The following is a 25,891-nucleotide window of genomic DNA, read 5'->3' on the forward strand; positions in this document are numbered from 1 at the left end:
CCCAAATTTAGAAAAATAAATTCAGGGTTGTGGAATTGTTTCACAGTTTACTTTGATTCTGCTTTTTCCTGTCAGTAATTAATTGTAATTTCACCTTAAAAATAAACCCCATGCAATTTCCTGTTTTAGAGACTGAAAGACTTATTTTACGACAGCTGACCCCTGATGATTCCGAAGATGTATTTGAGTATTTTTCACAGGAGCGTGTGATGGAATATTATGACCTTGAAGCTTTTACATCTTTGAAGGATGCTCATCATATCATCGAGCATTTCAACAGCGAATTTGAAAAAGGAAAAGGATTCCGCTGGGCGCTGGAACTAAAGTCTGAAAATAAAGTGATTGGCACCTGTGGATATCACAACTGGTTCCGTGAACATTTCAGGGCAGAAATAGGCTACGAGCTTAACCCATTGTTTTGGAGGCAGTCTTTGATGAAAGAAGCAATCCTTCCTATTCTGACTTTTGGTTTTGAAAGCATGCAGTTGCATCGTGTGGATGCATTCATTGACCCTGCCAATATTTCCTCGGAGAAACTGTTAACCTCTTTGAATTTCCATGAAGAAGGAACTATGAAAGATTACTTCTTTGAAAAAGGAAAGTTTGTGGATGCGAAACTTTTTGGATTGATTAATGAGTAAGATGCCTTTTTAAGGCCGGAAGTCGTTGAAAATCATTTATAAAAAGTTATTAAAAGACAGGAATTTTGTTGTATCGGCTCCGATAACTTCCACCTTCCTACTTCCATCACCTTACGCTTTTCCCAAATGTCTATGCAATGCTTCTGTACTCTTTTTGTAAGCCCACTTCTGCTTGTAATCCACCCATTTAGCTTTAAAAAGTTTACGCATGATTTTATCTGTATATCTCATAATAAAAACATGATAAAGCATATTGGCAAAAACATTTGGTTTATTGGGCAGTGCTCTTAATGATAATGAAAACCCGGGTTCGAGGTATCTGTTGAAATGCCAGAATGCACCGGGAATAAAGAGAGCATCACCATGTTCCATAAAAATCTCATATCCTTTTGCGTATTGTAATGCAGGAAATTTTTCATAATCAGGATTCTCATAATCTACCTCATAAACGGTATGCACCGATAATGGAACTTTGTACAAGAATGCAGACTGTTTCTGATCAAATAATAAAATTCTCTTCTTCCCTTCAAAATGAATATGCATAAAGTCACCAAGGTCAACATCATAATGCATTAAAACATGTGCCTCGCTTCCGCCGAAAAATAAGGTTGGTAACCTTTTAAAAAACCTGATCCCTAAATCCGGATAGGTAAAATTCTTCAGCAATTCCGGGAGCCTGTCGGTAATAATATAGAAGAAAATACGAAGGTCTGAAGGATGAGACTTAATAGTGTCGATATAATCCTTCATTTTCATATGCGTTACCGGAGCATCCGAGCTCTTTGCCGAATCCGCAGGTTTATTATCATATAAAGGGACTTCCTGATCGCCGGCTTTTTCTTTAATATAAGCCAGATTCCATTTATCAAAAGCTTCCCAACGACTGGCAAAATTCTTAATTAAAAGAGGTTTCTGCTTTTTAAAATAATTTTTCTGAAAATCTTCTTTACTGATGTCGTTGACAACATCTACGTTTTCGAGGATCATGTATTTCGTATTTAATGCGAAATAAAAATAGGACTTTTTTGAAAATTGAGAAAATTTTAAATAATGGAACAAAGGTATAAAGCAGTAAGCTTATTTTAGCAGGTATATAAGTATTGAAATGATTCCTCCCATGAAAATCACAGCACAACCCTGAGAATTTTTGGGTTGTATTTTCCTTCTGCCAAATGTACTTACATAATGCCCGCTTACCCAGGTTCCGTTTTTTTTGAAATGTCCTTTTCTATAATAACCCATTTTATTTTTTTCAGCAAATTAAAGGATCTCTTCATTATAAATCTTACGGGTTACCGTAATCCGGCACTAACTGAAAAAAAATTATATTTGTAAAACCAAGTGAATTTATGAGAGTCTACAATACCAAACATTTCATTAAAATCCTTTTCAGCTTACACAAAAGTGATACTTTAAAAATCTTATTTCCCAGTATGATTTTGGTAGGCCTTTACTCGTGGGGCATTCAGTATCTGGAAGTAGAATATCTGCATCTTACCACCAAATCCGGGGTAAGTAATGTAGGGATGATACATTCTTTATTAGGCTTTGTATTGTCATTACTATTGGTTTTCAGGACCAATACTGCTTACGACAGATGGTGGGAAGGAAGAAAGCTATGGGGCAAACTGGTGAATGATACAAGAAATTTTGCGATTAAAATCAACACTATTTTGGGAGATAACCGTCAGGATGCAGAGCAGATTTCAAGATATTTAAAGTTTTTTCCTCACTTTTTAGCAAAGCATCTGTCAAAAGAATCAACAAGGCTGGCTTTGGATGAAGATTATTCTGAGATTGAAAAAACACTGCAAAACCATGGTCCAAGTGAAATCATTATTCTTTTATCTCACAAGCTGAACCAATTAAAGAAAGAAGGTAAAATTTCTGAAGTGGAAATGCTGTATTTAGATACTCAGCTTTCAGGATTCCTTGATGTTTGCGGGGGCTGTGAGAGAATAAAAAACACACCTATTCCGTATTCTTATTCTTCATTTATAAAGAAATTTATTATTCTCTATGTGTTTGCGCTTCCCATTGCCTACGTGATTACGATCGGACTGTTTATGATACCGCTGACCGTCTTTGTATATTATGTATTAATGAGCCTTGAACTGATTGCTGAAGAGATAGAAGATCCATTTAATAATGACGAGAATGACATTCCGATGGAAACATTGGCCCAGAATATCGAAAAAAATGTACATCAGATTATGAACAAAAAATAAGAAATCAAGCTTTAAAGCTTGATTTCTTTTAATTCGCCATCCTGTTTTATTTCTACAAATTTACTTTCCCTGTTGGCAGCAGAGTATCCGTAGAAAAATGTATTGTAAATAGGGGTAGAGTATAGATAACCTCCCATCCCATTATAAGTATCCGTTGTTCCTGTTTGTTTCTGATAGCTGGCAGTTGCTGTAAAGTTGATGATTGTTTCCAGATAATATTTTCCCGGTTTCAGTTTTTCAAACTTAAATCTGCCCCGGTCATCCGTTAATGCTTCTACCCTGTATTTAAAAGCTTCTTCAGACATATATACTGTTGTCTTTTTGTTCTCGTACTTTCTTCTCATGTCATAAAACTCCTGGAAATAAGGAGTTACCGGGAAGAGCATTACCACAGTTCCCTGTCTTGCATAATGTTTCTCTCCCAATAAAGGCTTGATGCCCAATGCTGTTTTTTGCTTTGTAGAGGCCACTCCCTCAATAGAAGAATTTCCGAATCCCAGCATGTCGCGGGCTAATTTTTTATCAAAAAACACTTGTGGGTAATAAGTGTTCTGAGCATATGAGCTGGTGAAACTCAAGGTCAATATGAATAAGATAATGAATTTTTTCATAGTATATTTTTGAGCCAAATATAAGTATTTTAGTATTTTTGAAATAAAAATAGCTATGAAATACGTTTTTCTATTATTTTTCTCCGCTTCGGCAATGATATATGCACAAAAACCATGCGGATTCAAGGACGGGCTGCAGGAAGGATCCTGCAAAGAGTTTTTTGACAACGGGCAGGTAAAAAATATCGTTGAATGGAAAAAAGGAAAAATAGATGGTGACGCCGTTTATTACCATGACAATGGGAAAGTAAAAGCTAAAGGGGAAAATAAAAAAGGATATAAATATAAAAACTGGGAGTATTACGATCAGGCAGGCGTTCTTCTCTCCAAAGAATACTACAGAAACGGTGAAAAAAACATCTATGATGATAGCTCTACCGCCACATTTTACTCCCCCAACGGGAAAATAAATGAAGTTTCCAATTATAAATTCGGGAAACTTGACGGTGAAAGCACTGCTTATCATGAAGATGGCAAAACCATAAAACAACAGGGTATTTACAGCAACGGGCTGGCTGAAGGAAAATGGAAATCGTATTATCCATCCGGAAAACTGGAACGTGAAACAGAGTTAGTCAATGACAAACGCAACGGTAAAAGAATTTTTTATCGTGAAGACGGAAGCATTGAAAAAACAGAAGTCTACAAAGACGGAAAATTAATCTCAACAAAATAAAACAATTGGTACACAAATTAAAACTGGAAGAACTGAACAGAATCGATGTAGAAACGTTCAAGAAGATTGATAAGATTCCATTGGTTATCATTTTAGATAACATTAGAAGTATGCACAACGTAGGAGCCACTTTCAGAACAGCAGATGCCTTTTTGATCGAAAAAATAATCCTTTGCGGAATTACTCCTCAGCCGCCACACCGTGAAATTCATAAAGCAGCATTGGGAGCAACGGAAAGTGTAGACTGGTATCATGAAGCAGACACCAACACAGCCATTGCGGACCTGAAAAGTAAAGATTATGAAATTGTGGGCATCGAGCAGACGACCAACAGTACACTGATCACAGATTTCACAATTGATACATCAAAAAAATACGCCCTGGTTTTAGGGAATGAAGTAGAAGGAATCAGTGATGAAGTTTTACCCAATATCGATGTATTCCTGGAAATTCCGCAACTTGGCACCAAGCATTCCCTGAATGTAAGTGTATGCGGTGGAATTGTAATGTGGGAATTTGCAAAAGCCTTAAAATAAAAAAACTGCATATGTCATTAGTAGACAGTGCAGTTTGAAATAAATCTAATAAAAAGTAAAAATGAAAGGCGACAAAGGTACTTTTTTTTTCTTTACAAACAAATTTTGAAATCACTTTTTTCGTTTTAACACAAAAAAAATAAGGTTTTCAGAAAAAGATTCATTTATTTTTTTATAAATTAGCACAATGTTTATTAAGGACTATATCTCAAAAGACTTCCCGTGTTTTAGCCTGTCTGATTCAATAGAGTCGGCCCGAAATATGTTAGAAGATTTTGGATATTCCCATGTTTTCATCAAAAAATCCAACCACTTTTACGGAGCCCTGGCCAAGGACTTTCTCTATGAGGAAGACGGCGGAACTTTAAAAGATCTGGAACATCAGATCGAACGTTTTGCGATCCAGGAAGACAGTAATATTATGGACAGTATCCGTCTGTTTTATACATTCAGCTCAAACGTAATTCCGGTGATTAATAAAAATGAAAAGTATCTGGGGTATATTTCCTGTGATGATATTTTTCAGGACCTGTCCCGTTACCCCTTATTTTCCGAATCAGGCGCTATCCTTACGATAGAAACTCCTGCCCGAAAGTATTCGATGACAGAGATCGCCAATATTGTGGAGAGCAATAATTCCAAATTTTATGGCGGATTTATAAGCTTTATGTCAGACGAGGTGATCCATGTCACCATAAAGATCAGCAATGAAAACCTGGCGTCAATAGACTCTACTTTTGACCGGTACGACTACAGAATTGTTGAAAAATACTATTCTGATGAGAAAACCGACCTGTTTAAGGACCGATTCGGTTTTTTCCAAAAATTTATAGAAATATAACAATGAAGGCAGCTATTTATTCTCAGAAAAAAGATCTTGATACTTTTTTATATCTAAGCAAGTTTATCTCTGAGCTTGAAAGCAGAGGCGTAAAATCCGTTTTGTATGATGAAATGGCAGAAGCCCTTCAATTCTCAAAAATTTTCGAAACATTTAATAACAAACAGGATCTTCTGGATAAAGAAGTGGACCTGTTCTTCACTTTCGGAGGTGACGGTACCATTGTAAATTCACTGACCTTTATTGAAGATCTGGAAATACCGGTAGTCGGTGTAAACACCGGAAGATTAGGGTTTCTGGCATTTTTCACCAAAGAAGAAGCTTTCAAAGAGCTTGACTCTATCCTAAAGGGTAACGTAAAAACCAGTCGTCGTTCGGTCATAGAAGTTGTTTCTCCAAAACTGGAAGGAGCTTTTCCTTATGCCTTGAACGATGTAACCGTTTCCAGAAAAGAAACAACATCGATGATTACGGTAGACTCATACATCAACGATGAGTTTTTAAATGTTTTCTGGGGAGACGGAGTGATTATTTCAACACCAACCGGTTCTACCGCCTACTCATTGAGCTGCGGAGGACCAATTATCTCTCCCAACAACGAAAATTTCGTCATTACCCCGATTGCTCCTCACAATCTGAATGTGAGACCTTTAGTGGTAAATGACAAAGTGGAAATAAAATTCAGGGTGGAAAGCAGGGTTCCTCAGTACTCTCTTTCTTTAGACTCAAGATTAATACACATTGAAACAGACAAGGAAATCATCATCAGAAAGGCTTCTTTTCAGCTTCTTCTGGTACAGCCAAACAACCTTAGTTTCTACGAAACCATTCGTCAGAAGCTGCTTTGGGGAAGAGACAAAAGAAATTAGCAATTCCCTAAAAATGATTACCTTTACACGAAATTAAAACACCTAATAAATTTATAATAAAAAGTAAAACATGAGTAGAATTTTTCCGGCAGGAGTTGCCACAGGTCAGTTAGTTACTGATATTTTTCAGCATGCTAAAGAAAATAAATATGCACTACCTGCAGTAAACGTAATTGGATCAAGCAACGTAAATGCGACAATGGAAACTGCAGCGAAATTAAACTCTCCTGTAATTATCCAGTTTTCAAATGGTGGAGCGGCTTTCAACGCAGGGAAAGGATTAAGCAATGACGGACAAAAAGCGGCTATCTTAGGAGCTATCGCCGGTGCAAAGCACATCCACACTCTTGCTGAAGCTTACGGAGCTACCGTTATTCTACACACAGACCACTGTGCAAAGAAATTACTTCCATGGATTGACGGATTAATGGATGCTAACGAAGAATTCTTCAAGCAGACAGGAAAGTCACTTTATTCTTCTCACATGTTAGACCTTTCTGAAGAGCCTTTAGAAGAAAACCTTGAGATTTCGGCCCGTTATTTCGAAAGAATGGCTAAACTTCAGATGACTCTTGAAGTAGAAATCGGAGTTACCGGAGGTGAAGAAGATGGTGTTGACAACTCAGACGTTGATAATTCTAAATTATATACTCAACCTGAGGATGTAGCTTATACTTATGAAAAGTTAAAGGCTATTTCTGATAACTTTACGATCGCTGCTGCATTTGGCAACGTTCATGGAGTGTACAAGCCAGGAAACGTAGTTCTTACTCCGAAAATCCTTGATAATTCTCAGAAATATGTTCAGGAAAAATTCGGAACTGCTGCTAAGCCGATCAACTTCGTATTCCACGGAGGATCAGGATCTACTTTAGAAGAGATCAGAGAAGCAATCGACTACGGAGTAATTAAAATGAATATCGATACTGACCTTCAGTTTGCATATACAGAAGGCGTTAGAGATTATATGGTGAACAATATCGACTATTTGAGATCTCAAATCGGAAACCCTGAAGGAGAGGAAAAACCTAACAAAAAATTCTATGACCCAAGAGTTTGGGTAAGAAAAGGTGAAGAAACTTTCTCTACAAGATTGGTACAGGCATTTGAAGATTTAAATAACGTAAATACTTTAAAATAAGAACTGTACATTTGTATCAATGTAAAAAGTATTCATAAGAGTGCATTTACATTGGTACATTTTACATTTATACATTAATACAATTTAAAAATGGCATTCGACTGGTTTAAAAGAAAAGCAAAAAACATTACCACCTCTACTGATGAAAAAAAGGACGTTCCCAAAGGCCTATGGCATCAGACTCCATCAGGAAAAGTTGTGGAACATGATGAACTAAAGAGAAATAACTACGTTTCTCCTGAAGACGGATTTCATGTAAGAATAGGAAGTGCGGAATTTTTTGACATCCTTTTTGACGGCGGTAAATTCACCGAACTGGATGCCAATGTTGAAAGTATTGATATCTTAAACTTTAAAGATACAAAACCTTATAAAGACCGTTTAAAGGAGGTAAAAGCAAAGACAAAACTTACGGATTCCATTAGAAACGCAGTAGGCACTGTAAAAGGAACTGAAATGGTGGTTTCATGTATGGATTTTGCCTTTATCGGAGGATCTTTAGGTTCTGTAATGGGTGAGAAGATCAGAAGAGCAGTAGACTACTGTATCCAGCACAAACTTCCGTATATGATCATCTGTCAGTCCGGAGGAGCAAGAATGCAGGAAGCTACATATTCTTTGATGCAATTAGCTAAGGTACAGGCTAAATTAGCTCAGCTTTCCGAAGCAGGGCTTCTGTACATCGCTTACCTTTGTGACCCTACTTTTGGAGGAATCACCGCTTCATTCGCAATGACCGCTGATATTATCATGGCTGAGCCGGGAGCATTGATCGGTTTCGCGGGACCAAGGGTAATCCGTGAAACAATCGGTAGAGATCTACCGGAAGGATTCCAGACATCAGAATTCTTACAGGAAAAAGGATTTGTTGATTTCATTGTAAAAAGAACTGAAATTCAGGACACTGTTGCTAAAACCGTTAATTTATTAGCTGTAAAAGCATAATCCCTGTAACAAAAACAATACAGTCTCTCTCTAATTAGGGAGAGATTTTTATTTATGAGGACTTTTAAAATATTTTTTGATACCATCCGGAGTATGAGTTTTAAAAAGATTATGCGTCTTTTATCTCTTGTTCTCCCCCATCCTCTTTTCTCATTATTAAGCTTTTACGCAACCGTCAAGGCATTCACCATAGCACAAAAGAAATTTCCCGACACGGCTTCCAACAATGGGATAGGAAATGCTTTCAGACATGCTCTGTGGTGCTGCTTCATCATGATGTACTGCTGCAAAATCTCATCCCCAAAAAAGGCTCTGGAATTCTGCAAAAGAATGACAGATATGCACGAGGAACTGTTTCCCAATAAACCTCTGGAAACCAAAATGGACCTTCATAACAACAAGTTCGGAATGGACTATTTCATGGAAATGCTTCCCGGGATCCACCGCCAGTTTTTTGAAAAAAGTTTCTTCGTAGACGGACTGGTCAAAAAAATGGATGACGCTAAGGTTTTGAGAAATGTGGATGATGACTTTGAGGGACACCTTGTTTACCTGGAAGAGTAATTTTTTTTATTGTAAACACTAAAGATTGCAATGGAAATATAAAGCTTTATGCATATTTTCATTCGAAAGCGTATTTCATTCAGCGATATTCCATAATTGAAGTCCCCATTACTTAGTGCTGACGCCTGTGCGAACGAGAAAAATCATTTCCCATTATTTAGAAACTTTGCGAACACTGCGTCAAAAGAGTATAAAGCTGCAAACCATCATTAGCACTCTTTCATACCGGAATTACAAAAGACTTTAGTTATTTTTGTGGTTTAAAGTATTTTTGATAAGTTTAAACAATTAAATCAATCAGATGGTTCTCAGCAGAATTTGGTCGGCTTTTATTATCATTGCCATTGCCATTGCCAGTATAAAATACATTTCATCAAGCAACTACAAAACCATTTTTAATGATATGGTGGTTGGGAAAGGCGGTGATACCGTGCAGATTGCAGCCCAGCCAATATCAGCAGTTTCCCCTGTCGTAAAAGACAGTTTGATGAAAAAAACAGATTTTGCTGACGGCAGAATCCATTATAAAACAACCGACTCCCTCAAACAAAATGTAAAGGTTTATCGAGTTCAGGAAGCAGATGGCGTGATCGGAACCTCAGAAACCGCTGTAAAAATATGTCTCGGCCTGATTGGAATCATGACGCTTTTTATGGGGTTCATGAGTATCGCTGAAAAGGCAGGAGGCATCAATCTTTTAAGCCGGTTTATCCAACCGTTCTTTTCAAAACTATTCCCGGATATTCCTAAAAACCATCCGGCTTTCGGGCATATGCTGATGAATTTCAGCGCCAATCTTCTGGGCTTGGACAATGCCGCGACTCCATTTGGATTAAAAGCTATGGAAAGTCTCCAGACTTTAAATCCGAATAAAGATACTGCCAGCAATTCACAGATCATGTTTCTCTGTCTTCATGCGGGAGGAATGACCCTGATTCCGGTATCCATTATCGCCATAAGAGCATCAATGGGCTCCAAAACTCCGACAGATATCTTTCTCCCATGTATGATTGCCACCTTTGCCGCAACATTGGCTGCGATGATTATTGTTTCTTTATACCAAAAGATCAATCTTCTCCGTCCGGTAGTTATTGCTTATGTAGGTGGTATTTCAGCCATTATCGCTTTACTCGTAGTCTATCTGGTACAATTGAGTAAAGATGAGCTGGATGATTTCAGTAAAGTTTTAAGTAACGGGCTTATTCTCTTTATTTTCCTCGCTATTGTACTGGGGGCAGTTTATAAGAAGATCAACGTTTTTGATGCCTTTATTGAGGGAGCAAAAGAAGGGTTTACAACCTGTGTAAAGATTATTCCTTATCTGGTAGGAATGCTGATCGCTATTTCTTTATTAAGAACTTCGGGTGTATTTGATGTGATTATTGACGGAATGAAGTGGGTGGCCAATGCAGCGAGCCTTGACCCTAGATTTGTGGATGGTCTGCCAACGGCCTTAATTAAACCCCTGTCCGGTTCCGGAGCACGCGGAATGATGGTTGACACGATGGCTACCTTTGGAGCAGACAGCTTCCAGGGTAAATTAGCTGCCGTTCTTCAGGGAAGCTCAGATACCACATTCTACGTGATTGCAGTATATTTTGGTGCCGTAGCGGTAAAGAACACAAGATACACGGTAATTGCTATGCTTCTGGCTGATCTGGTGGGCGTTATTACAGCAATTGCGTTGGCATATCTCTTTTTTGCCTAGATAAGGTTTCTAATTGGAAGTTCCTGGTCTTTTCCTCGTTAAAAAATATGCAATGAGCTACGAAAAACTTAATTTTATAAAATAGGTCCAATTAAAATGACATAGATAACCCAACTACCGGCAACAACATTAACAATTATGATAACAGATAAAGAATTCACCCTAAGACTCATACGTCAACTAACTCAAGCGTTGGAAAAACTGATTCTGGACAAACCTGAAGAAAGCTTAATGCAGAAAGAACTGGATTTTGATACGCTGATGCGAGATATTTTCAAGATGAACTTCACGGAAGTATCGTCAATGACTAAGGAGGAAATGATTGCTTTAGTCAATGAAAGACAGGAAAGGGATCATAAAGATTATTATGAAATGCTCGGAAACCTCTTCTATTTTAAAAGCAGACAAGAGCCCAACAAAGACTTTCAGGACAAAGCAAAAACTTTTTATGAGCTGTATTTGCAGACAAGCGGGATCTTTGCCCTACCGATCATCAACAGAATAAACGAATTAAAAAAAGCACTTGAATAAAGTGTTTTTTTATATAGTAAGAACAAAAATCTACGATGTAGTAATACTTGAAGCTGGGAGATGGAAGTCATGAAGGTTACAGAGAATAACTATATGTCTGTTGTAAATCTTCGCGCAGAAGTATATTTTTATGACGAAAAGTTGCTTCCTGCCTACTTCTTTTCAACTTCCGGCAAATCTTGATTCTGCTAGAAGGTAATTTTATACGATCCGGTGGAAGATGTATTGGCTTTTTCTGCTTTTACATATTTCTTCACCCATGTTACTGAAGTGGACGATACACAAGGATCTGAAATACCTCCTGATCTTCTCGCTGAAACTACATTTCCGGCTTTATCTACCGTATACGCAATGGTAATTGATCCGCTGGCTGTACAACTGTGAGAAGGCTGTGCCCCTCCTCTTCCCATTGTTCCCGGGATGTATCCTACCAGCTTTCTGTCGATTCCGACTTTACTGTCACCATTTCCGTCACCTCCCAAAGGATCGCCGGCATTTCCAATACCGTCACCGGTTCCCTGGCTTCCGGCTTTTGTACCTCTTCCTCGGATCAGGTTTCCGATAGCGGCATTTCCTTTTCCGTCGCCGTTTCCGGTTTTAGAATTGGCCGTAGTTGCTCCGGATTTTTTAGTGTTTTTTGAAGCATTGGTACTGGTTGCTTCTTTTTTCTCGGCTTTTTTTGACTCCTCTTTTTTAGGAACTGTATTTTTTGAACTGTTCCCTGTAATGATTTTTTCCTTCGCCTCTACTTTCTTTGGTTCAGGAGCAGGTTCAGGTTTTACCACTGTTTTTGTTTCGGGTACAGGAGTTTCTGCGGGTTCCGGCGTTACTTCCTCCGTGGCAGCAGCTAAGCTTCCCGGTTGTTCTGCGGGTTCTTCAACACCATTTCCGTTTCTGTTGTCTCCGAAGTTCACCAGCATGGTTGTTACCACTTCAGGATCTTTGTCCAGTTCAGGTTTTAATTTATATAAAAAAACAAAAAGCAAAATGGCAGCCCAGATAAGAACAGAAAGCAGGGCGCTCTTGATCCTATCCTTATTTTCTTCATTTCTATTTGCTGTATAGCTTCTCATCTTTGATACTGATTCTTTCCTTATTTATCTTTAACCGTCGCAATGGCGATGTTAAATTTATTTTTTTCGGCAATTTCCATCACAAAAACCACATCTTTGTGCAAAGTATTTTCATCTGCTCTGATGGTAAATGACTTATTAGGCTGGCTGGCCAGTTTATTTACGATAATCTGTTCAAGCTCTCCCCTGTTTACAGGATTGTCATCCACAAAAAATGAGCCATCCGGTTTAATACTTACGGTCACTGGATTAGGGATATTGTCGTCTGTAGCTCCTGCCTTAGGAAGGTTCACATCTATAGCACTTTGATTGGCTGCTGAAGATGTTATCATAAAGAAAATCAGCATCAACAGGATGACGTCAGTCATCGCTGCTAAACTGAATTCCGGATTCGCTTTATTTCTTCTCTGAATTTTCATCTGTTTATTCTACTATTATTAAAGGTCAGATGGAATCGCTTACATCATTATTCCAGACAGCGATTTCATAAGAAAGATTTATAAAGGTTTGTTGATTAAGTCTAAAAACTCTCCAGACATATTCTGAGCCTTCAAAACAAACTTATCGATTCTGGTTAAAAGAATATTATAACAGAAGTTTGCCGGAATAGCAACTGCAAGACCAACAGCCGTTTGTCCCAGAGCAGTATAAATACCTTCAGAAAGTGTTTTTGGTGAGAATGATCCTGTAGCATGAGATAAATTAAAGAACGCAATGATCATCCCGATAACCGTTCCCAAAAGTCCCAACATAGGAGCAATACTCGGAACCACAGCCAAAAGATTCAGATTTTTCTCCATATTGGCTACTTCTACCTGTGCCTGTGCCTCCATAGCACTTACAATATCCGAAACAGGTCTTCCCAATCTGGAAATTCCTTTTTCAAGGATTCTTCCTTCCGGTGAATTCTGCGTCTTACAGTAGTCAGTGGCAGCTTCGATCTTACCCGCTTTGATAAAATCTTCAATATTGTTCATGAAATTGGAATCTGTCTTTGAAGCAAGTCTTTTGATAAAGAAAAATCTTTCAAAAAACAGATACAAAGAAAATACGCCCAACAGCAATACGGTTACCATCACTATTTTAGCGAAGGCTCCTCCATGGAACATGATTTTCCAAAATGAAAATTCTAAATTATCTGTGGCAACTGCGGGTGTAGCGATTTGTGCAAATAAAATCTGTGAAAGTTCCGTTAACAGCATTAATGTGAATTTTATTAAAGTTTCAACGACAAATGTAGTGGAATATTATGAATTGAAGTCTTAAAAATTGCTTAAAAACAACTTAAATTTTGTTATGAAATGATAAATAAGAAATTTCTTTCCAAAAAAAATTTGAAAAGAAATTTATTATCTGAAAGGACAAAGAGATCGGTTAATCTTCGTCTACCTCGATATCATCCTGCTTAAATTCACATTTTAACCTAAAAGGAATTGGTGTGTCAGATCCCGTGTAGAAATCATCAATGGTTCCTTTCCAGATGACTTCAAGCTCTCCCTCTTCGTTTCTTTCGAAAAGGAGCTCATTGTCATAAATATAGGCATCTTCATCATCGAAGAGATCTACTTCTGTGTAGGTTTCCTCATCAGAATCATTGATTTTGATAGTTTTTCCTTCTATTTCCGTTGATTCGATAGGAAAATCGAAAACCTCAAGCGAAAGCTGTGGAAAGTTGTACTGTAATGAATCATCATCCACATGATCCAAACTGTCATCCGTTATGATTTCAACCTCTAAAAAGTGTTGCTGGTTGCTGTAAACTGCTTTACAATAAGTATTTCTGATATTGTATTTTAGCGTTTCCTCCGGATGGTAAATTTTTAAAATCCCTTTCATTTTTCCTTAAAAAAGAACTGTAATAATATGATTGTTAAACGTTTTAGACAAAGATAAAAAATTGATTTAAAGTGAAAAGGATTTTGAAAAATAATTTTTTAAAATCAAGCCACATGTTTACTCTCGATACCCTAATAATACTTACTTTTGTTACCATAAAGATTCTGAAATGAAAAAAATTTTGTCAAAAAGTATTTTAGGACTGGGCCTGATGATCGCTCTTGCTTCATGCAAGAAGTCTGATTCTCCTCTTACCAAAGTAACTCCTTCTAATCTGGATTCTATTGCGTCCAATTATTATGAGCAGTATCTTAAATTATATCCTCTTGATGCTACTTCGCAGGGAGATACAAGATACAATGATCAGCTTCCTATCAATATTGATAAAGATTTCATTTCAGGTGAAGTAGCTTTCTATCATTCGGTACAGAAACAGCTGGATCATGTAGATTATAAAACTCTTTCAGATGAAGATAAAGTAATATATGATGTATTGGATTATACTTTGAAAGATAAAATTGAAGCCTATGCCTATCATCCTGAATATATTCCTTTCACCCAATTCGGAGGTCTTCCTTTAACATTTCCTCTGTATGGAAGCGGACAGGGAAGCCAGCCCTTCAAAACCGAAAAAGATTACAGCGACTGGCTTAAAAGAATGGAGAAATTCCCTGAATGGATGGATGCCGCCGCAGAAAACTTCCGTGAAGGGATCAATAATAAAGTAGTTCTTCCCAAGAAACTGATTGTCAAAATGATTCCACAGATGAAAGCCGAGGAAATCATTACACCTGACATGGATAAAAATATCTTCTACGGACCTGTTAAGAATTTTCCAAAGAACTTTTCTCAGGCTCAGAAAGACAAATTCTCAGGGTTGTATAAGGAAGCTATTACCAAAAAAATCATTCCTGCTTATACGAAAATGGCGACATTTCTGGAAAAGGAATATTGGCCAAAAGGCAGAGATACGGACGGATATAGCAGCCTTCCCAACGGAAATGAAATCTACAGCTATTATGTAAAAAGCTGGACAACGACTAAGAAATCTCCTGAGGAAATAAATAAAATCGGACTACAGCAGGTAGCCATGCTTCGTGCTGAAATGGAAAAGGTAAAACAACAGGTAGGTTTCAGCGGATCTCTTGAAGAGTTTATCACTTTTGTAAAAACGGATCCGAAAGCAATGCCTTACAAGACTTCTAAAAATGTTTTAAACGGCTTCAACAGCATTCTGGCGAAGATTACTCCTAAGCTGAAAACGATGTTTAACGTAACACCGAAAACTAAGTTTGAAATCCGGCAGACAGAAAAATTCAGAGAGGCAAGCGCCAGCGCAGAATATATTCCGGGCACTCCCGATGGGAAAAGACCGGGAATCTTCTATGTTCCGCTTCCGGATCCTACAAAGTTCAATGTAACTTCAGGAATGGAATCTCTTTTCCTTCATGAGGCTATTCCCGGGCACCACTATCAGGTTTCTTTGCAACAGGAAAATGAAAAGCTCCCCAAGTTTATGAGATTCGGATGGTTTGGAGCGTATGGTGAGGGATGGGCTCATTATTGTGAGACTTTAGGCCCGGAATTTGGGCTGTATACAGATCCTTATCAAAAAATGGGGTATTTAAGCGATCAGATGCTGAGAGCGGTAAGACTTGTTGTAGATACAGGTCTTCATACCGGAAAAATGTCAAGGGAGGAAGCGATCAAATATTTCTTAAGCAACATTTCTTACGATGAAGGAGCTGCAGTGGCAGAAGTGGAAAGATATATGGCAATGCCGGGACAGGCATTAGGATATAAAATCGGATCATTAAGAATCCGTGAACTCAGAGAAAAGTATCAGAAAGAACTGGGAACAAAATTCAGTCTGGCAAGCTTCCACGATGAAGTATTAAGCCAGGGATGCCTTCCTCTGGATGTTCTGAACAGGAAAATGGAGCTTTGGGCTAAAAAACAAAAATAGATAATAGAGAAGGCATTGGATAAAGATCGATGCCTTTTTTATTATTCATGATAAAGTCATTAAAACAAAAACCGATATGATCACAGAAAGCCTACGATCTCTGTACAACAGGGACTTAAACAAATTGAAAATTGAAATAGAAGCGTATCAAAAGGAAGAAAACCTTTGGAAAACGGATAAAAACATTAGTAATTCAGCCGGTAATCTTTGTCTTCACCTGGTTGGAAATCTTAATCATTTCATAGGAACACACCTTGGAAATACAGAGTATGTAAGACAGCGTGATCTTGAATTTTCATTAAAAGACGTTCCGAAAGCTGAACTGATTACAAAAGTTGAAGCTACTGCAGCCATGATTGATTCTGTTCTTTCTCAATTATCCGAACAAGATCTGAAAAACGAATATCCTCTCGTGGTTTTTGAAAGCAAAATGACCACCGATTATTTCCTGATCCACCTGATTGCGCATCTGGATTATCATTTGGGGCAGATTAATTATCACAGAAGGTTATTGGATTATTAAATACATTTCTTTTTTCTTACATGATGTTTTTTAAACCATGTCAAGGTTCAGAACCTTGACATGATTTATTTATGAACGCAACGACCACAAAGTAATTGTAGCGTTTTCTATTAGTTCGCAAAGACGTTTCACTCAGCCAGGGAAATATTACCTTTGCTAAACGAAGTGCCTTCGCGAGCTATTTCAGCATAGTTTTTTATAAAATCTTAGCGAACCTGACGCTATAATAATTGAATTATTTGTCAAACATCATTTTCGTAATAAAATCTTTCTCACCTTTTCCTCTAGCAGGAGAATATTCTCTTCCGTAGAAAATAATCTGAAGATGAAGTTTATTCCATACCTCTTCCGGGAATAGCTTTTTGGCATCACGTTCCGTTTCTACTACATTTTTACCTGATGTTAACTTCCATTGGGTCATCAGGCGGTGGATATGAGTATCGACCGGAAAAGCAGGGTAACCAAATCCCTGGCTCATGACTACAGATGCTGTTTTATGACCTACTCCGGGTAGCGCCTCCAGCTCCTCGTAAGTCTGAGGAACCACTCCACCGTGCCTTTCCAGAAGAAGCTCTGCCATTCTTTTTAAGTTTTTGGCTTTGGTATTAGACAGTCCTATTTCTTTAATCAATTCCTTGATCTGGAACTCTTCGAGCTTAGCCATTCTTTGAGGCGTTCCTGCCACAGCAAAAAGCTCGGGAGTCACCTGATTAACCTTTTTATCTGTTGTCTGAGCAGAAAGTGCTACAGCAACCATTAAAGTATAAGGATCTGTATGATCCAACGGAATTGGAGTGGTAGGATATAATTTATCCAGTTCTATCTGAACGAGCTCAGCTCTTTGTTTTTTTGTCATGTATCCCTTAAATTTGAACAAAATTAAATTATTATGCTTAAAGTTGGAGATAAATTACCTGAATTTGAAGGACTCAATCAAGATGGGGAAGCTATAAATTCATCAAAATTAATCGGGAAAAAACTTGTCGTGTTCTTTTACCCGCAAGCCAGCACCCCTACCTGCACTGTGGAAGCATGTAACCTGAGCGACAATTATTCTAAGCTTAAAAAAGCCGGATTCCAATTATTGGGAGTGAGTGGTGATTCCATAAAAAAGCAAAAAAACTTCCATAGTAAATTTGCTTTTCCTTATGATCTTATTGCTGATGAAAATAGAGATATCATCGAGAAATTTGGTGTCTGGAAGGAAAAGAAAACTTTTGGGAAAACCTATATGGGGATCGTAAGAACCACATTTATTTTTGACGAAAATGGTATCTGTTCAAGAGTAATAGAAAAGGTAACGTCCAAAACGGCAGCCGACCAGATTCTGGAAGGATAACTGCTGATATTCAGACAGTAAAAAAGCTTTCACAAATGTTTGTGAAAGCTTTTTAAATTATCTTATTCTGTTTCATAGTAATTCAACTCTTCTGTTTCTCCGGGAAGAACTACATGTTTTTTAAATTTTAAGCCTAATTTTTCGATCAGTTTCTGGGAAGAAATATTATCTTTTGAAATGATCGCCGATATTTTTGATAGCCCAAACTCATCCATTCCTATGGATTTAACCTTTTGAGCGGCTTCATATGCATATCCTTTTCCTTCGAATTCCTCCAGTAAAGAATATCCGATATCTACAATATCCAGTCCTTCCCTTTCAAAGATTCCTACCGCTCCTACTTTTTCGTTCCCTTCTTTCGTTATTAAAAGATAGTTCCCGAATCCCATTTTTTCAATCTGAGGAACAAATCTGGTCAGGATATAGTTTTCGGCATCTTCAATACTGTTAACATTACGGTTGCCGATATGCTGAATAAATTTCGGCCTGTTATAAAGCTCAAAGACAAAATCTCTGTCTTCACGGGACATTGGACGAAGAATTAATCGTTCGGTCTCATAGGTGTTATTTGCTCTTGGGTGTTTTTCTCGGCTCATCTTTCTTGGGTTCTTCTTTTTTTTCGATCTTTAAAAGTCTCGGGTTATTAGCACATTTTTTATTGTAAAGCTCGATGTATGTCCCGTTGTCTTTGACATTCGTTACAGCTCCGGTCGCTTTGTTTACGGTAAGAGTATAATGTGTTTTCTGATAAGGGCATTCCCTGGATGTCAACTTCCCTAAATCGAGGTAATAATTTGAACCGTCTTCATGATAATTGCCTGCCAGATCTTTAAATTCTTCATCAACAATATAGCCGTCTGATGCCAATATGATGGACGCTTCCTGGGCATTATCTATTTTACCCACAAACTTTTTCAGCGCCTCTGCATCGGTGACATAATTGATCTTTCCTCCCTGAGAATAAGCGATATAATAAAAACTATCTTCACTTGGAAATAAATTAAAACCCGAAAACTGAGGAGTATAATTGACTGTTCCTCCGGAAGTTTTAATCTCCTGCCCTTTACCGTAGCTGTTGTACACCAACACCCATGAATCTATTTTATCATCAGGTTCAATCTGTTTTAAAATATTCGGTATACTTGAAAATTTCTTCTTTTCCTGAGCAAATCCTAAAATTCCTGCAAACAGGAATATAAGCATCGTGAATTGGGTTGTTAATTTAATCATAGCCTGGTAATCAGCAGAAAATATACCAAAATTTTACATAAACTTCTCTCCTTTTTTGAAATTTTTCAGATCAAGAACATAATCTTTAATCAACTGATCATTGTCGCGGGGACAAATAAGAAGAGCTTTATCGGTATCTACGATGATATAATCTTCAAGGCCATCGATGATAACGGCTTTGTTATTATTTTTTAGTCGAATGATATTTCCTTTTGAATTATATGATAGCAAATGCTTTAATTTTACAGCGTTGCCATCATTATCTTTCTCTGTATTTTCATAAACGGACGTCCAGGTTCCTAAGTCACTCCATCCCAGATCTGACGGAATTACATATACATTTTTTGCTTTTTCAAGAATTCCGTTGTCGATAGAAATTTTCTGAACCTTAGGATAAATGGTTTCTATACAGCTGTCTTCCTTTTCGGAATTGTATTCGCAAGCCATGAAATGCTGCATCATTTCAGGAAGATACAGCTCAAAAGCATGATGAATGCTTTTCACATTCCAGACAAATATACCCGCATTCCAAAGAAAATCCCCGCTTTCTAAAAAGCTTTGGGCAATCTCCAAAATTGGTTTTTCGGTAAATGTTTTAACTTTAAAATATTCCGATCCTTTTTTCTCTACAAACTGAATGTATCCATATCCGGTATCAGGTCTTGTTGGGGTAATTCCCAGAGTCACCAGATAATCATGTTTTGACGCTACGTCGAAAGCTAGCTCCACTTTCTCTAAAAAAACATCTTCTTTTAGGATCAGATGGTCTGCCGGCAATACAATCATGGTAGCATTCGGATCAATTTCAGCAATTTTATTTGCCATGTACAGGTTACAGGCAGCTGTATTTTTCATTAAAGGCTCCCCAACGATATTCTCTTCGGGAATTTCCGGGAGCTGCTGATGAGACAGGGCTACATACTCTTTATTTGTAATGACAAATATTTGTTCTTTAGGAATTACCTTACTGATTCTGTCATAGGTTTGCTGAATCATAGTGCGGCCTGTTCCTAAAATATCCTGAAACTGTTTTGGAAATTTTTGCGTACTCATTGGCCAGAACCGGCTTCCGATTCCTCCCGCCATTATCACGCAGTATCTGTCTGATTTTAACATTCTTAGCTACATTTTTCTACCCTCGCTAATGGCTTGAAAGAATACTTCCTTCCAGTAGCCAGGTTCTTACAAAGATAGTTCTTTTTGATCAGACCTTCCAATAAATACTTTTCGTTGCGGTATATAAAAAATTCTCCCTTCTCAAGTTCTTCGATGAAACGGAGGTTATCATCTTGTTTTTCAGTATGAAAATACCTTACAAGATCGGGGCTGGCCATGAAGTTTGCTTTGGGTGATTTTGAAAACCTCAGAATAATAGGTTTCAGGTCTTCATCATACACTTCAAGACTTTCTATGAGCATATTTCTAAAGGTTTCTTTCCATTCATTTCCATGGGGAGAGATCCTTCGACCATATTTTTCAAAAGCAATCAGGTGAGCAAGCTCATGGGTAAGCACGAAGAAAAAAAGCTGAGGAGTCAATGTAGAATTGACTGTAATTTCATGCGAATTGTCCGGAAGTTTCCGATAATCTCCCAGTTTAGAATTCCTGTTTCTCGTAACCTTAATATGAATATAGTACTCTGAAAACCAAATTCTTAAATATTTTAATGTATTTTGAGGTAAATATTTCTCTAACGATTGGATAGGCATTTTACAAACTTAATGGAATTCCTGCATAGAAATTCAATAGTTTAAGACTGAAAAGATAATTATATTTCGCCTGCGCTACTGATCCCTGTGCATTTGCATAATTATTTCTGGCTACATTGACATCATAAATGGTTGTTCTTCCCGCAGCATAACTTTTGTCAGCAAAATCAAGAGCCAGCTTCGTACTCTTTTCTGTTTCTATCGCTGAAAGGTAAGTTTCATAATTCGCATCGGCATCAAACTGTGCCTTCTGAACATTTTGTCTTACCGATTGCTTTTGTTGCTCCAGTGTTACTTTAGCAAGACTTTCATTGATCTTGGATTGTTCTACCTGTAGCTTCGTAATTCCTTTATTAAAAATAGGAACATTTAAAGAGAGTCCTACATTTTGTCCGAAGTTATCTTTGTACTGCTGGAAAAAACCTATCTGACTGGAACTCACACCGCCATTGGTGTTTAATATGTTGTTGTAGAAAGTAGAAAGCCCCGCACTTGCTGTCAGAGTTGGCCAGAATGCCGTCTTACTCACTTCCGTCTGAGCCTCGGCAGATTTTATTCTGCTTTCCGCTGCTTTTATCTGAGGTTGAATATCATATGCCGTTGTCAGCACCTCATCAACAGATTTCAATTGTGTTTCCAGGGTGTCCGGAACCAGTACGTCTTCAATCTCAAATCCTTTATAATCAGGAAGCTGTAAAAGCTGTACGATGGCAAACAATGCCCTTCCCACATTCACTTCCGCCGTTTTAAGATTTTGTTTTTCCCTGGCCAGCGCCGCTTCTGCTTCCGCTAAAACCGTCTGGGCAGTAGTTCCGACCTGAGTCGTTATTTTTGCCCTGTCGAATTGCTTTTGTGCATTTTCCACGGCACTTTGAGAGATCTTGACAATTTCTTTATTTAAAAGGGCTGTAAGATATTGTTGGGCGATTTGAAGTGAGATATCGTTTTTAATGGTTTCAATATCATATTGGCTCGCTTCTACATCAAACTGAGCTTTTCTCACATTTTTTTCCAGTCTCCCATTATTGTACACCAACATATCAGCTCCCAGACTCGCACTGTTACTGAATCTGTCGTTTCTGATACTCCCGGTTCCCAGTGAAAGCTGCCCGAAACTTACCCCATTGTTCATGCCTGCGGAAACTGAAGGCAAATATCCTTTTCTGGCAATTTTCAGATTCGCATCCTGGGACTGTTTATTATATTGATTTTGGATAACCTGCAGGTTATGCTCTACAGCATAACTTACGCATTCTTTTAAGGACCATTTCTTTTGGGCGTTCAATCCCAAACAACCTAATCCAAAAACGATGATCCAAACTTTTTTCATATGTATATGTTTATTTGTTTTTAATGGCCCATACGGAATCGTGTCATCTTCACCGGTATTTATACTTGCAAATTACAGCGATTTCATATTAAGATTTTTCCATATTAGACGTCTTAAATATAAAAAAGTTACAGTTAAAAAAAATTATTGTTTCATTTTTATAAAACTTTTGAGAATTTTGTATCATGATGACACACGAACAATATCAGGAAGCTATAGACTGGCTTTTTGTACAGATGCCCAACTACCAGATAGACGGTCAGAAAGCTTATAAGCCAGGACTTGACAATATAACGAGGCTTTGTGCATTCTTTGGAAATCCTCAGGAAAAAATAAAATGCATCCACATTGGCGGAACCAACGGAAAAGGATCTTCAAGCAATATGCTGGCTTCTGTACTTCAGGAAGCCGGTTACAAGGTAGGCTTATACAACTCCCCTCACCTTATTGATTTTACTGAACGTATTAAGGTCAATGGAAAAAACTGCAGTAAAGAATTTGTTTTCGACTTTATTCAAAAGCTAAAAAAAATTCCTGAAGATATTCGGCCGTCATTTTTTGAGTTTACTACCATTATGGCTTTTGAATACTTCTATCAGCAAGAGGTAGATTTTGCCATTATTGAAGTTGGCCTGGGAGGAAGACTGGATTCTACCAATATAATCACACCTTTGGTTTCGGCCATTACGAATGTTCAGCTTGATCATCAGAATATTTTAGGAGATACCATTGAGGAGATTGCTGCTGAAAAGGCCGGAATTATTAAAAGAAATACTCCGATAGTCTCAGGTGACGAAAACGAAGGGGTAAAAAATATTATCAAAGAGAAGGCTCACCTTGAGAACGCTCCTTTAATAGATGCCACTGCGATACAAACACACCTTACTTCCGACCTGAAAGGGAATTACCAGCAAAAGAATATTCGTGTCGTTCTGGGAATCATTGAAGAGCTGAAAAAGCAGCATGTCAACATCTCTCAGGAAAATGTAGAACAAGGCCTCCTGAATGTACACCAAAACACGGGATTCATTGGCCGTTGGTTTGAATTTTCAAAACATCCGCTCACGATCTGTGATACCGGACACAATCAGGCCGGTTTGGAGTACGTTTTTTCACAACTAAATTCTATAAACAGACACAAGCATGTCATTTTGGGATTTGTCAACGATAAAAAAATAGATGAAGTCATGGAATTACTTCCTGAAAATTCTGAGTTTTATTTTGCGAAACCATCCATCAACAGGGGAAGACACCCCGAAGATTATGAAAATCTGCTTCGGGAGGCAAAAATTTTTTATAAAATTTTCGATTCTGTACAGGAAGCATATCTCTCTGCAAAAGAGCACTGTACAAACGAAGAAATGATTTTTATCGGCGGAAGCAACTTTGTTGTGGGAGAATTTTTAGAAAAAAATTTGGAGATTAAAGAATAAGTCGTATATTTGCACCACTCTAAACAAGAGAACAAGTCTAGAGGGTTCTTAGCTCAGTTGGTTCAGAGCATCTGGTTTACACCCAGAGGGTCGGGGGTTCGAATCCCTCAGGACCCACAGAAAAGGAAACGAAACCTTTCAAAAAAATTCGGGTTCTTAGCTCAGTTGGTTCAGAGCATCTGGTTTACACCCAGAGGGTCGGGGGTTCGAATCCCTCAGGACCCACAAAAAATCTCTCAGATTTCTGGGAGATTTTTTTATTTATATCCTTTATATTTTTTTAAAATCACGACTTCATTTTTCGAAACAGCAAACCCAGCTTATAAAAATCCAGATAACGAAGGTTTATATTACCATTTAAAAGCTTTTTCTTAGCGCGATCCTCTCCTGCTTTAAACAAAAGCAAAAAAACAGAATTAAGGAAGCTTCTGTTAATTTTATGGTACATTTTAACCAGCTTTACTTCCGACAATTTTGAATCAAGACCTTCATGCTTGAGCATGGCCGAAAGACTTTCTACGGACTCTTCTACTTTACCAAGGTACACAAGATTATTTTCCAGGTCGTTATTAAGAATGGGATTGTAAATATGGTCGATCCGTATGTTTTCAGACTTCAAATCCATGGCAAAAAGAAGGTCTTCATATCCATACTTCTTATAATCCGGATTAAAGTTTACCTTTACCAGTACTTCCTTCCGGATGATAAAATTATTTGTCTGAAAGCTTAAGTAAGGCTTTTTTTTACGAAATTCTACAGGCAGGTTTTCTCTTTCAACCGCAAACTTCCATCTCAGGTAATGATCAGGATCCGGACGCTCTTCAGGAACTTCCCTTCCTCCGTAAATAACTGTAGTGGCAGGATTTTGCTCTATAAACTGAATATATTTTTGCACAAAATCATCCTGTATAATCTTTCCGTCACAATCCAGGAACAACAGATATTCTCCTGTGGAAAAATCTAAAAAGAGATTTCGAATGCGGGACCGGCCCAGGTTTTCGCTCAGAAATACAAAACGGGAAACCTTATCTTTAATTTCCCGATTAAGAGTATTGAAACTTTCTTTTGAAGCATCATCAATCAAAATAATTTCGGCATTCATACGATGATTTTCAATTTCTCTTTTTAAATCGAAAACCAATCCGCGGACATCAAAATTATAGACAGGAATACAGATTGAAAGTTTCATTGTATCAGATTTTCTCAATGATCTTTTGAATATTAAACTCTTCAAGACACGCCCAGTCTCCTCTATAACATTCTTTATCACCGAAAACGGAGCATGGTCTGCACGTCAGGTCCTTCACCTGCACAACATCCTGCTCACTCTGTCCGAATCCGAGAAACCCTGCATAAGGATGCGTTGCCGCCCATACAGAAACGCATCTTGTTCCCACAAGGCTTGCAAGGTGCATATTGGCAGAATCCATTGAAATCATGACTTCCAGCTCTGAAATTTTAATAAGTTCTTCTGTAAGTTTCAGCTTTCCGGAAAGGCTTTTAGTATTGGGAATTTTATTTTCCCACTCTTCCAGTGTTTCAGTTTCTTTTTTGCCACCTCCAAAAAAATAGACAGTATGTTTTTTTGCCAGAATCCGGGCCAGTTCGAACGACTTTTCTAACGGAAGCATTTTTCCTTTATGCTGGGCAAAAGGAGCAAAACCTATTCCTGATTTATTTTCCGAGACAGGCCTAAGCTGATGAGAGAGCTCTACCTTAAATCCCATTTCCCTGAAGACATCTGCGTAGCGTTCAACAGTTCTTTTCAGTGGGACTTTGTTCAGATTCCAGACATCGGTCAGATGATCTTTTTCTTCTTTACCTTTATTGATTTTAAAGACATTCAGCCCTTTTCTTCTATAAAACTTATCAATAATCTTTGTTCGGATAACATCGTGAAGATTGGCGATAAAATCAGGATTAAACTCTTTAATTAATTCATTACTTAACCTTCTTAATCCAAAAATGCCCTTATAATTATCAACATCGATCCCCCTAAAAATAAGATTCGGAACCCCTTCAAATAAGGCTTCAAAATTTTTTCTGGAAACCATAATAATTTCCACACCAGGATTCTGTTCCAGAAATTCTCTGAAAACAGGCACTGTCATCGCAACATCTCCGAATGCAGAAAAACGATATGCTAAAATTCTGGTCACGG

At 37.7% G+C, this 25,891-nt stretch carries 30 protein-coding genes and 2 tRNA genes; 17 read left to right on the plus strand and 15 right to left on the minus strand.

Going from position 1 to position 25,891, the window contains the following annotated elements; all coding sequences use genetic code 11:
- The first annotated feature begins 110 nt into the window (after nt 1–110).
- Nucleotides 111–641: a GNAT family N-acetyltransferase gene (locus M030_RS0102425; RefSeq protein WP_027372082.1), complete on the plus strand. Its 531-nt coding sequence runs from the start codon at nt 111–113 to the stop codon at nt 639–641.
- A gap of 111 nt (nt 642–752) precedes the next feature.
- Here the strand turns inward: M030_RS0102425 and M030_RS0102430 are convergent, their stop codons facing one another.
- Both M030_RS0102430 and M030_RS25415 read right to left on the minus strand, forming a co-directional pair.
- Nucleotides 753–1,628, minus strand: coding sequence for a cupin-like domain-containing protein (locus M030_RS0102430; RefSeq protein ID WP_027372083.1), 876 nt, complete (start codon nt 1,626–1,628; stop codon nt 753–755).
- 90 nt (nt 1,629–1,718) lie between these two features.
- Nucleotides 1,719–1,883: a hypothetical protein gene (locus M030_RS25415; RefSeq protein ID WP_155857858.1), complete on the minus strand. Its 165-nt coding sequence runs from the start codon at nt 1,881–1,883 to the stop codon at nt 1,719–1,721.
- Between the two features lie 107 nt (nt 1,884–1,990).
- On the opposite strand from M030_RS25415, the gene M030_RS0102440 reads away from it, so the two are divergent.
- Entirely contained in the window at nt 1,991–2,869 is an 879-nt protein-coding gene (locus tag M030_RS0102440; protein ID WP_027372084.1) for a bestrophin family protein, read from the plus strand.
- Between the two features lie 11 nt (nt 2,870–2,880).
- Here M030_RS0102440 and M030_RS0102445 read toward each other — a convergent pair whose 3' ends face one another.
- A complete protein-coding gene (locus M030_RS0102445; RefSeq protein WP_194295733.1) occupies nt 2,881–3,480 on the minus strand; it encodes a hypothetical protein in 600 nt (199 codons plus the stop codon).
- A 55-nt stretch (nt 3,481–3,535) separates the two neighbouring features.
- Here M030_RS0102445 and M030_RS0102450 point away from each other — a divergent pair, with 55 nt between their 5' ends.
- The 9 genes from M030_RS0102450 to M030_RS0102490 all read left to right on the plus strand — a co-directional run bounded on the left by M030_RS0102450 (nt 3,536) and on the right by M030_RS0102490 (nt 11,291).
- On the plus strand, nt 3,536–4,156 hold the full coding sequence (locus M030_RS0102450) for a toxin-antitoxin system YwqK family antitoxin (RefSeq protein ID WP_027372086.1): 621 nt from the start codon (nt 3,536–3,538) through the stop codon (nt 4,154–4,156).
- A gap of 5 nt (nt 4,157–4,161) precedes the next feature.
- Nucleotides 4,162–4,692, plus strand: a complete 531-nt coding sequence (locus tag M030_RS0102455; RefSeq protein WP_027372087.1) for an RNA methyltransferase — start codon at nt 4,162–4,164, stop codon at nt 4,690–4,692.
- A gap of 262 nt (nt 4,693–4,954) precedes the next feature.
- The gene (locus M030_RS0102460) at nt 4,955–5,533 is read left to right on the plus strand and encodes a CBS domain-containing protein (protein ID WP_227533199.1); all 579 of its coding nucleotides are present in this window, start codon (nt 4,955–4,957) and stop codon (nt 5,531–5,533) included.
- A gap of 2 nt (nt 5,534–5,535) precedes the next feature.
- Nucleotides 5,536–6,402, plus strand: coding sequence for an NAD kinase (locus tag M030_RS0102465; RefSeq protein ID WP_027372089.1), 867 nt, complete (start codon nt 5,536–5,538; stop codon nt 6,400–6,402).
- Between the two features lie 70 nt (nt 6,403–6,472).
- The gene (gene fbaA, locus M030_RS0102470) at nt 6,473–7,543 is read left to right on the plus strand and encodes a class II fructose-bisphosphate aldolase (protein ID WP_027372090.1); all 1,071 of its coding nucleotides are present in this window, start codon (nt 6,473–6,475) and stop codon (nt 7,541–7,543) included.
- A gap of 90 nt (nt 7,544–7,633) precedes the next feature.
- A complete protein-coding gene (accD, locus tag M030_RS0102475; protein ID WP_027372091.1) occupies nt 7,634–8,488 on the plus strand; it encodes an acetyl-CoA carboxylase, carboxyltransferase subunit beta in 855 nt (284 codons plus the stop codon).
- A 54-nt stretch (nt 8,489–8,542) separates the two neighbouring features.
- The gene (locus M030_RS0102480) at nt 8,543–9,052 is read left to right on the plus strand and encodes a DUF6973 domain-containing protein (RefSeq protein ID WP_027372092.1); all 510 of its coding nucleotides are present in this window, start codon (nt 8,543–8,545) and stop codon (nt 9,050–9,052) included.
- Between the two features lie 301 nt (nt 9,053–9,353).
- On the plus strand, nt 9,354–10,760 hold the full coding sequence (locus M030_RS0102485) for a nucleoside recognition domain-containing protein (RefSeq protein ID WP_027372093.1): 1,407 nt from the start codon (nt 9,354–9,356) through the stop codon (nt 10,758–10,760).
- 138 nt (nt 10,761–10,898) lie between these two features.
- Complete coding sequence (locus tag M030_RS0102490; protein WP_027372094.1) at nt 10,899–11,291, plus strand: hypothetical protein; 393 nt, start codon at nt 10,899–10,901, stop codon at nt 11,289–11,291.
- Between the two features lie 188 nt (nt 11,292–11,479).
- Here M030_RS0102490 and M030_RS0102495 read toward each other — a convergent pair whose 3' ends face one another.
- The 4 genes from M030_RS0102495 to M030_RS0102510 all read right to left on the minus strand — a co-directional run bounded on the left by M030_RS0102495 (nt 11,480) and on the right by M030_RS0102510 (nt 14,200).
- Entirely contained in the window at nt 11,480–12,364 is an 885-nt protein-coding gene (locus tag M030_RS0102495; RefSeq protein WP_027372095.1) for a hypothetical protein, read from the minus strand.
- Nucleotides 12,365–12,384: 20 nt separating this feature from the next.
- Nucleotides 12,385–12,783, minus strand: coding sequence for an ExbD/TolR family protein (locus tag M030_RS0102500; RefSeq protein WP_027372096.1), 399 nt, complete (start codon nt 12,781–12,783; stop codon nt 12,385–12,387).
- Nucleotides 12,784–12,861: 78 nt separating this feature from the next.
- Complete coding sequence (locus M030_RS0102505; RefSeq protein ID WP_027372097.1) at nt 12,862–13,566, minus strand: MotA/TolQ/ExbB proton channel family protein; 705 nt, start codon at nt 13,564–13,566, stop codon at nt 12,862–12,864.
- Between the two features lie 172 nt (nt 13,567–13,738).
- On the minus strand, nt 13,739–14,200 hold the full coding sequence (locus M030_RS0102510; RefSeq protein ID WP_027372098.1) for a hypothetical protein: 462 nt from the start codon (nt 14,198–14,200) through the stop codon (nt 13,739–13,741).
- Between the two features lie 169 nt (nt 14,201–14,369).
- Between M030_RS0102510 and M030_RS0102515 the strand changes: the two genes are divergently transcribed.
- Both M030_RS0102515 and M030_RS0102520 read left to right on the plus strand, forming a co-directional pair.
- Nucleotides 14,370–16,166, plus strand: coding sequence for a DUF885 domain-containing protein (locus M030_RS0102515; RefSeq protein ID WP_027372099.1), 1,797 nt, complete (start codon nt 14,370–14,372; stop codon nt 16,164–16,166).
- Nucleotides 16,167–16,242: 76 nt separating this feature from the next.
- A complete protein-coding gene (locus M030_RS0102520; protein WP_027372100.1) occupies nt 16,243–16,689 on the plus strand; it encodes a DinB family protein in 447 nt (148 codons plus the stop codon).
- A 235-nt stretch (nt 16,690–16,924) separates the two neighbouring features.
- Here the strand turns inward: M030_RS0102520 and M030_RS0102525 are convergent, their stop codons facing one another.
- Nucleotides 16,925–17,545, minus strand: coding sequence for an endonuclease III domain-containing protein (locus M030_RS0102525; RefSeq protein WP_027372101.1), 621 nt, complete (start codon nt 17,543–17,545; stop codon nt 16,925–16,927).
- A gap of 33 nt (nt 17,546–17,578) precedes the next feature.
- On the opposite strand from M030_RS0102525, the gene bcp reads away from it, so the two are divergent.
- Complete coding sequence (gene bcp, locus M030_RS0102530) at nt 17,579–18,028, plus strand: thioredoxin-dependent thiol peroxidase (protein ID WP_027372102.1); 450 nt, start codon at nt 17,579–17,581, stop codon at nt 18,026–18,028.
- 62 nt (nt 18,029–18,090) lie between these two features.
- Here bcp and M030_RS0102535 read toward each other — a convergent pair whose 3' ends face one another.
- Genes M030_RS0102535 through M030_RS0102555 form a run of 5 tightly spaced genes read right to left on the minus strand, consistent with a single transcriptional unit; the run spans nt 18,091 to nt 22,297 of the window.
- Complete coding sequence (locus M030_RS0102535; protein ID WP_027372103.1) at nt 18,091–18,624, minus strand: GNAT family N-acetyltransferase; 534 nt, start codon at nt 18,622–18,624, stop codon at nt 18,091–18,093.
- Nucleotides 18,593–19,258, minus strand: a complete 666-nt coding sequence (locus M030_RS0102540; protein ID WP_027372104.1) for a hypothetical protein — start codon at nt 19,256–19,258, stop codon at nt 18,593–18,595. Before M030_RS0102540 ends, M030_RS0102535 begins: the two co-directional genes overlap by 32 nt.
- A 33-nt stretch (nt 19,259–19,291) precedes the next feature.
- On the minus strand, nt 19,292–20,374 hold the full coding sequence (locus M030_RS0102545; RefSeq protein ID WP_034721931.1) for a mannose-1-phosphate guanylyltransferase: 1,083 nt from the start codon (nt 20,372–20,374) through the stop codon (nt 19,292–19,294).
- A 2-nt stretch (nt 20,375–20,376) separates the two neighbouring features.
- The gene (locus M030_RS0102550; protein WP_027372106.1) at nt 20,377–20,967 is read right to left on the minus strand and encodes a SprT-like domain-containing protein; all 591 of its coding nucleotides are present in this window, start codon (nt 20,965–20,967) and stop codon (nt 20,377–20,379) included.
- 1 nt (nt 20,968) lies between these two features.
- Nucleotides 20,969–22,297: a TolC family protein gene (locus M030_RS0102555; RefSeq protein WP_027372107.1), complete on the minus strand. Its 1,329-nt coding sequence runs from the start codon at nt 22,295–22,297 to the stop codon at nt 20,969–20,971.
- A gap of 188 nt (nt 22,298–22,485) precedes the next feature.
- Between M030_RS0102555 and M030_RS0102560 the strand changes: the two genes are divergently transcribed.
- The 3 genes from M030_RS0102560 (at nt 22,486) to M030_RS0102570 (ending at nt 23,955) form a co-directional block, all read left to right on the plus strand.
- On the plus strand, nt 22,486–23,730 hold the full coding sequence (locus M030_RS0102560) for a bifunctional folylpolyglutamate synthase/dihydrofolate synthase (RefSeq protein WP_027372108.1): 1,245 nt from the start codon (nt 22,486–22,488) through the stop codon (nt 23,728–23,730).
- Nucleotides 23,731–23,772: 42 nt separating this feature from the next.
- Nucleotides 23,773–23,847 (plus strand) — tRNA-Val (locus M030_RS0102565).
- Nucleotides 23,848–23,880: 33 nt separating this feature from the next.
- A tRNA-Val gene (locus tag M030_RS0102570) sits at nt 23,881–23,955 on the plus strand.
- 61 nt (nt 23,956–24,016) lie between these two features.
- Here the strand turns inward: M030_RS0102570 and M030_RS0102575 are convergent.
- Together M030_RS0102575 and M030_RS0102580 are read right to left on the minus strand one after the other, a co-directional pair.
- The gene (locus M030_RS0102575; RefSeq protein WP_027372109.1) at nt 24,017–24,919 is read right to left on the minus strand and encodes a glycosyltransferase family 2 protein; all 903 of its coding nucleotides are present in this window, start codon (nt 24,917–24,919) and stop codon (nt 24,017–24,019) included.
- Nucleotides 24,920–24,923: 4 nt separating this feature from the next.
- Complete coding sequence (locus tag M030_RS0102580; RefSeq protein ID WP_027372110.1) at nt 24,924–25,889, minus strand: glycosyltransferase family 9 protein; 966 nt, start codon at nt 25,887–25,889, stop codon at nt 24,924–24,926.
- Nucleotides 25,890–25,891: the final 2 nt, after the last annotated feature.

The organism is Chryseobacterium sp. UNC8MFCol (genome assembly GCF_000482305.1).
In the GTDB taxonomy this organism is placed as follows: Bacteria; Bacteroidota; Bacteroidia; order Flavobacteriales; family Weeksellaceae; genus Chryseobacterium; species Chryseobacterium indologenes.

What these genes read in the sequence shown, in the direction of transcription:
- M030_RS0102510 (WP_027372098.1), bottom strand. Translation starts at nt 14,200, where the DNA reads ATGAAAGGGATTTTAAAAATTTACCATCCGGAGGAAACGCTAAAATAC.
- M030_RS0102505 (WP_027372097.1), bottom strand. Translation starts at nt 13,566, where the DNA reads ATGCTGTTAACGGAACTTTCACAGATTTTATTTGCACAAATCGCTACA.
- M030_RS0102520 (WP_027372100.1), top strand. Translation starts at nt 16,243, where the DNA reads ATGATCACAGAAAGCCTACGATCTCTGTACAACAGGGACTTAAACAAA.
- M030_RS0102490 (WP_027372094.1), top strand. Translation starts at nt 10,899, where the DNA reads ATGATAACAGATAAAGAATTCACCCTAAGACTCATACGTCAACTAACT.
- fbaA (WP_027372090.1), top strand. Translation starts at nt 6,473, where the DNA reads ATGAGTAGAATTTTTCCGGCAGGAGTTGCCACAGGTCAGTTAGTTACT.
- M030_RS0102560 (WP_027372108.1), top strand. Translation starts at nt 22,486, where the DNA reads ATGACACACGAACAATATCAGGAAGCTATAGACTGGCTTTTTGTACAG.
- M030_RS0102430 (WP_027372083.1), bottom strand. Translation starts at nt 1,628, where the DNA reads ATGATCCTCGAAAACGTAGATGTTGTCAACGACATCAGTAAAGAAGAT.
- M030_RS0102500 (WP_027372096.1), bottom strand. Translation starts at nt 12,783, where the DNA reads ATGAAAATTCAGAGAAGAAATAAAGCGAATCCGGAATTCAGTTTAGCA.
- M030_RS0102495 (WP_027372095.1), bottom strand. Translation starts at nt 12,364, where the DNA reads ATGAGAAGCTATACAGCAAATAGAAATGAAGAAAATAAGGATAGGATC.
- M030_RS0102425 (WP_027372082.1), top strand. Translation starts at nt 111, where the DNA reads ATGCAATTTCCTGTTTTAGAGACTGAAAGACTTATTTTACGACAGCTG.
- accD (WP_027372091.1), top strand. Translation starts at nt 7,634, where the DNA reads ATGGCATTCGACTGGTTTAAAAGAAAAGCAAAAAACATTACCACCTCT.
- M030_RS0102575 (WP_027372109.1), bottom strand. Translation starts at nt 24,919, where the DNA reads ATGAAACTTTCAATCTGTATTCCTGTCTATAATTTTGATGTCCGCGGA.
- M030_RS0102525 (WP_027372101.1), bottom strand. Translation starts at nt 17,545, where the DNA reads ATGACAAAAAAACAAAGAGCTGAGCTCGTTCAGATAGAACTGGATAAA.
- M030_RS0102480 (WP_027372092.1), top strand. Translation starts at nt 8,543, where the DNA reads ATGAGGACTTTTAAAATATTTTTTGATACCATCCGGAGTATGAGTTTT.
- M030_RS0102465 (WP_027372089.1), top strand. Translation starts at nt 5,536, where the DNA reads ATGAAGGCAGCTATTTATTCTCAGAAAAAAGATCTTGATACTTTTTTA.
- M030_RS0102460 (WP_227533199.1), top strand. Translation starts at nt 4,955, where the DNA reads ATGTTAGAAGATTTTGGATATTCCCATGTTTTCATCAAAAAATCCAAC.
- M030_RS0102485 (WP_027372093.1), top strand. Translation starts at nt 9,354, where the DNA reads ATGGTTCTCAGCAGAATTTGGTCGGCTTTTATTATCATTGCCATTGCC.
- M030_RS0102555 (WP_027372107.1), bottom strand. Translation starts at nt 22,297, where the DNA reads ATGAAAAAAGTTTGGATCATCGTTTTTGGATTAGGTTGTTTGGGATTG.
- M030_RS0102440 (WP_027372084.1), top strand. Translation starts at nt 1,991, where the DNA reads ATGAGAGTCTACAATACCAAACATTTCATTAAAATCCTTTTCAGCTTA.
- M030_RS0102540 (WP_027372104.1), bottom strand. Translation starts at nt 19,258, where the DNA reads ATGATTAAATTAACAACCCAATTCACGATGCTTATATTCCTGTTTGCA.
- bcp (WP_027372102.1), top strand. Translation starts at nt 17,579, where the DNA reads ATGCTTAAAGTTGGAGATAAATTACCTGAATTTGAAGGACTCAATCAA.
- M030_RS0102450 (WP_027372086.1), top strand. Translation starts at nt 3,536, where the DNA reads ATGAAATACGTTTTTCTATTATTTTTCTCCGCTTCGGCAATGATATAT.
- M030_RS0102550 (WP_027372106.1), bottom strand. Translation starts at nt 20,967, where the DNA reads ATGCCTATCCAATCGTTAGAGAAATATTTACCTCAAAATACATTAAAA.
- M030_RS0102535 (WP_027372103.1), bottom strand. Translation starts at nt 18,624, where the DNA reads ATGAGCCGAGAAAAACACCCAAGAGCAAATAACACCTATGAGACCGAA.
- M030_RS25415 (WP_155857858.1), bottom strand. Translation starts at nt 1,883, where the DNA reads ATGGGTTATTATAGAAAAGGACATTTCAAAAAAAACGGAACCTGGGTA.
- M030_RS0102515 (WP_027372099.1), top strand. Translation starts at nt 14,370, where the DNA reads ATGAAAAAAATTTTGTCAAAAAGTATTTTAGGACTGGGCCTGATGATC.
- M030_RS0102545 (WP_034721931.1), bottom strand. Translation starts at nt 20,374, where the DNA reads ATGTTAAAATCAGACAGATACTGCGTGATAATGGCGGGAGGAATCGGA.
- M030_RS0102445 (WP_194295733.1), bottom strand. Translation starts at nt 3,480, where the DNA reads ATGAAAAAATTCATTATCTTATTCATATTGACCTTGAGTTTCACCAGC.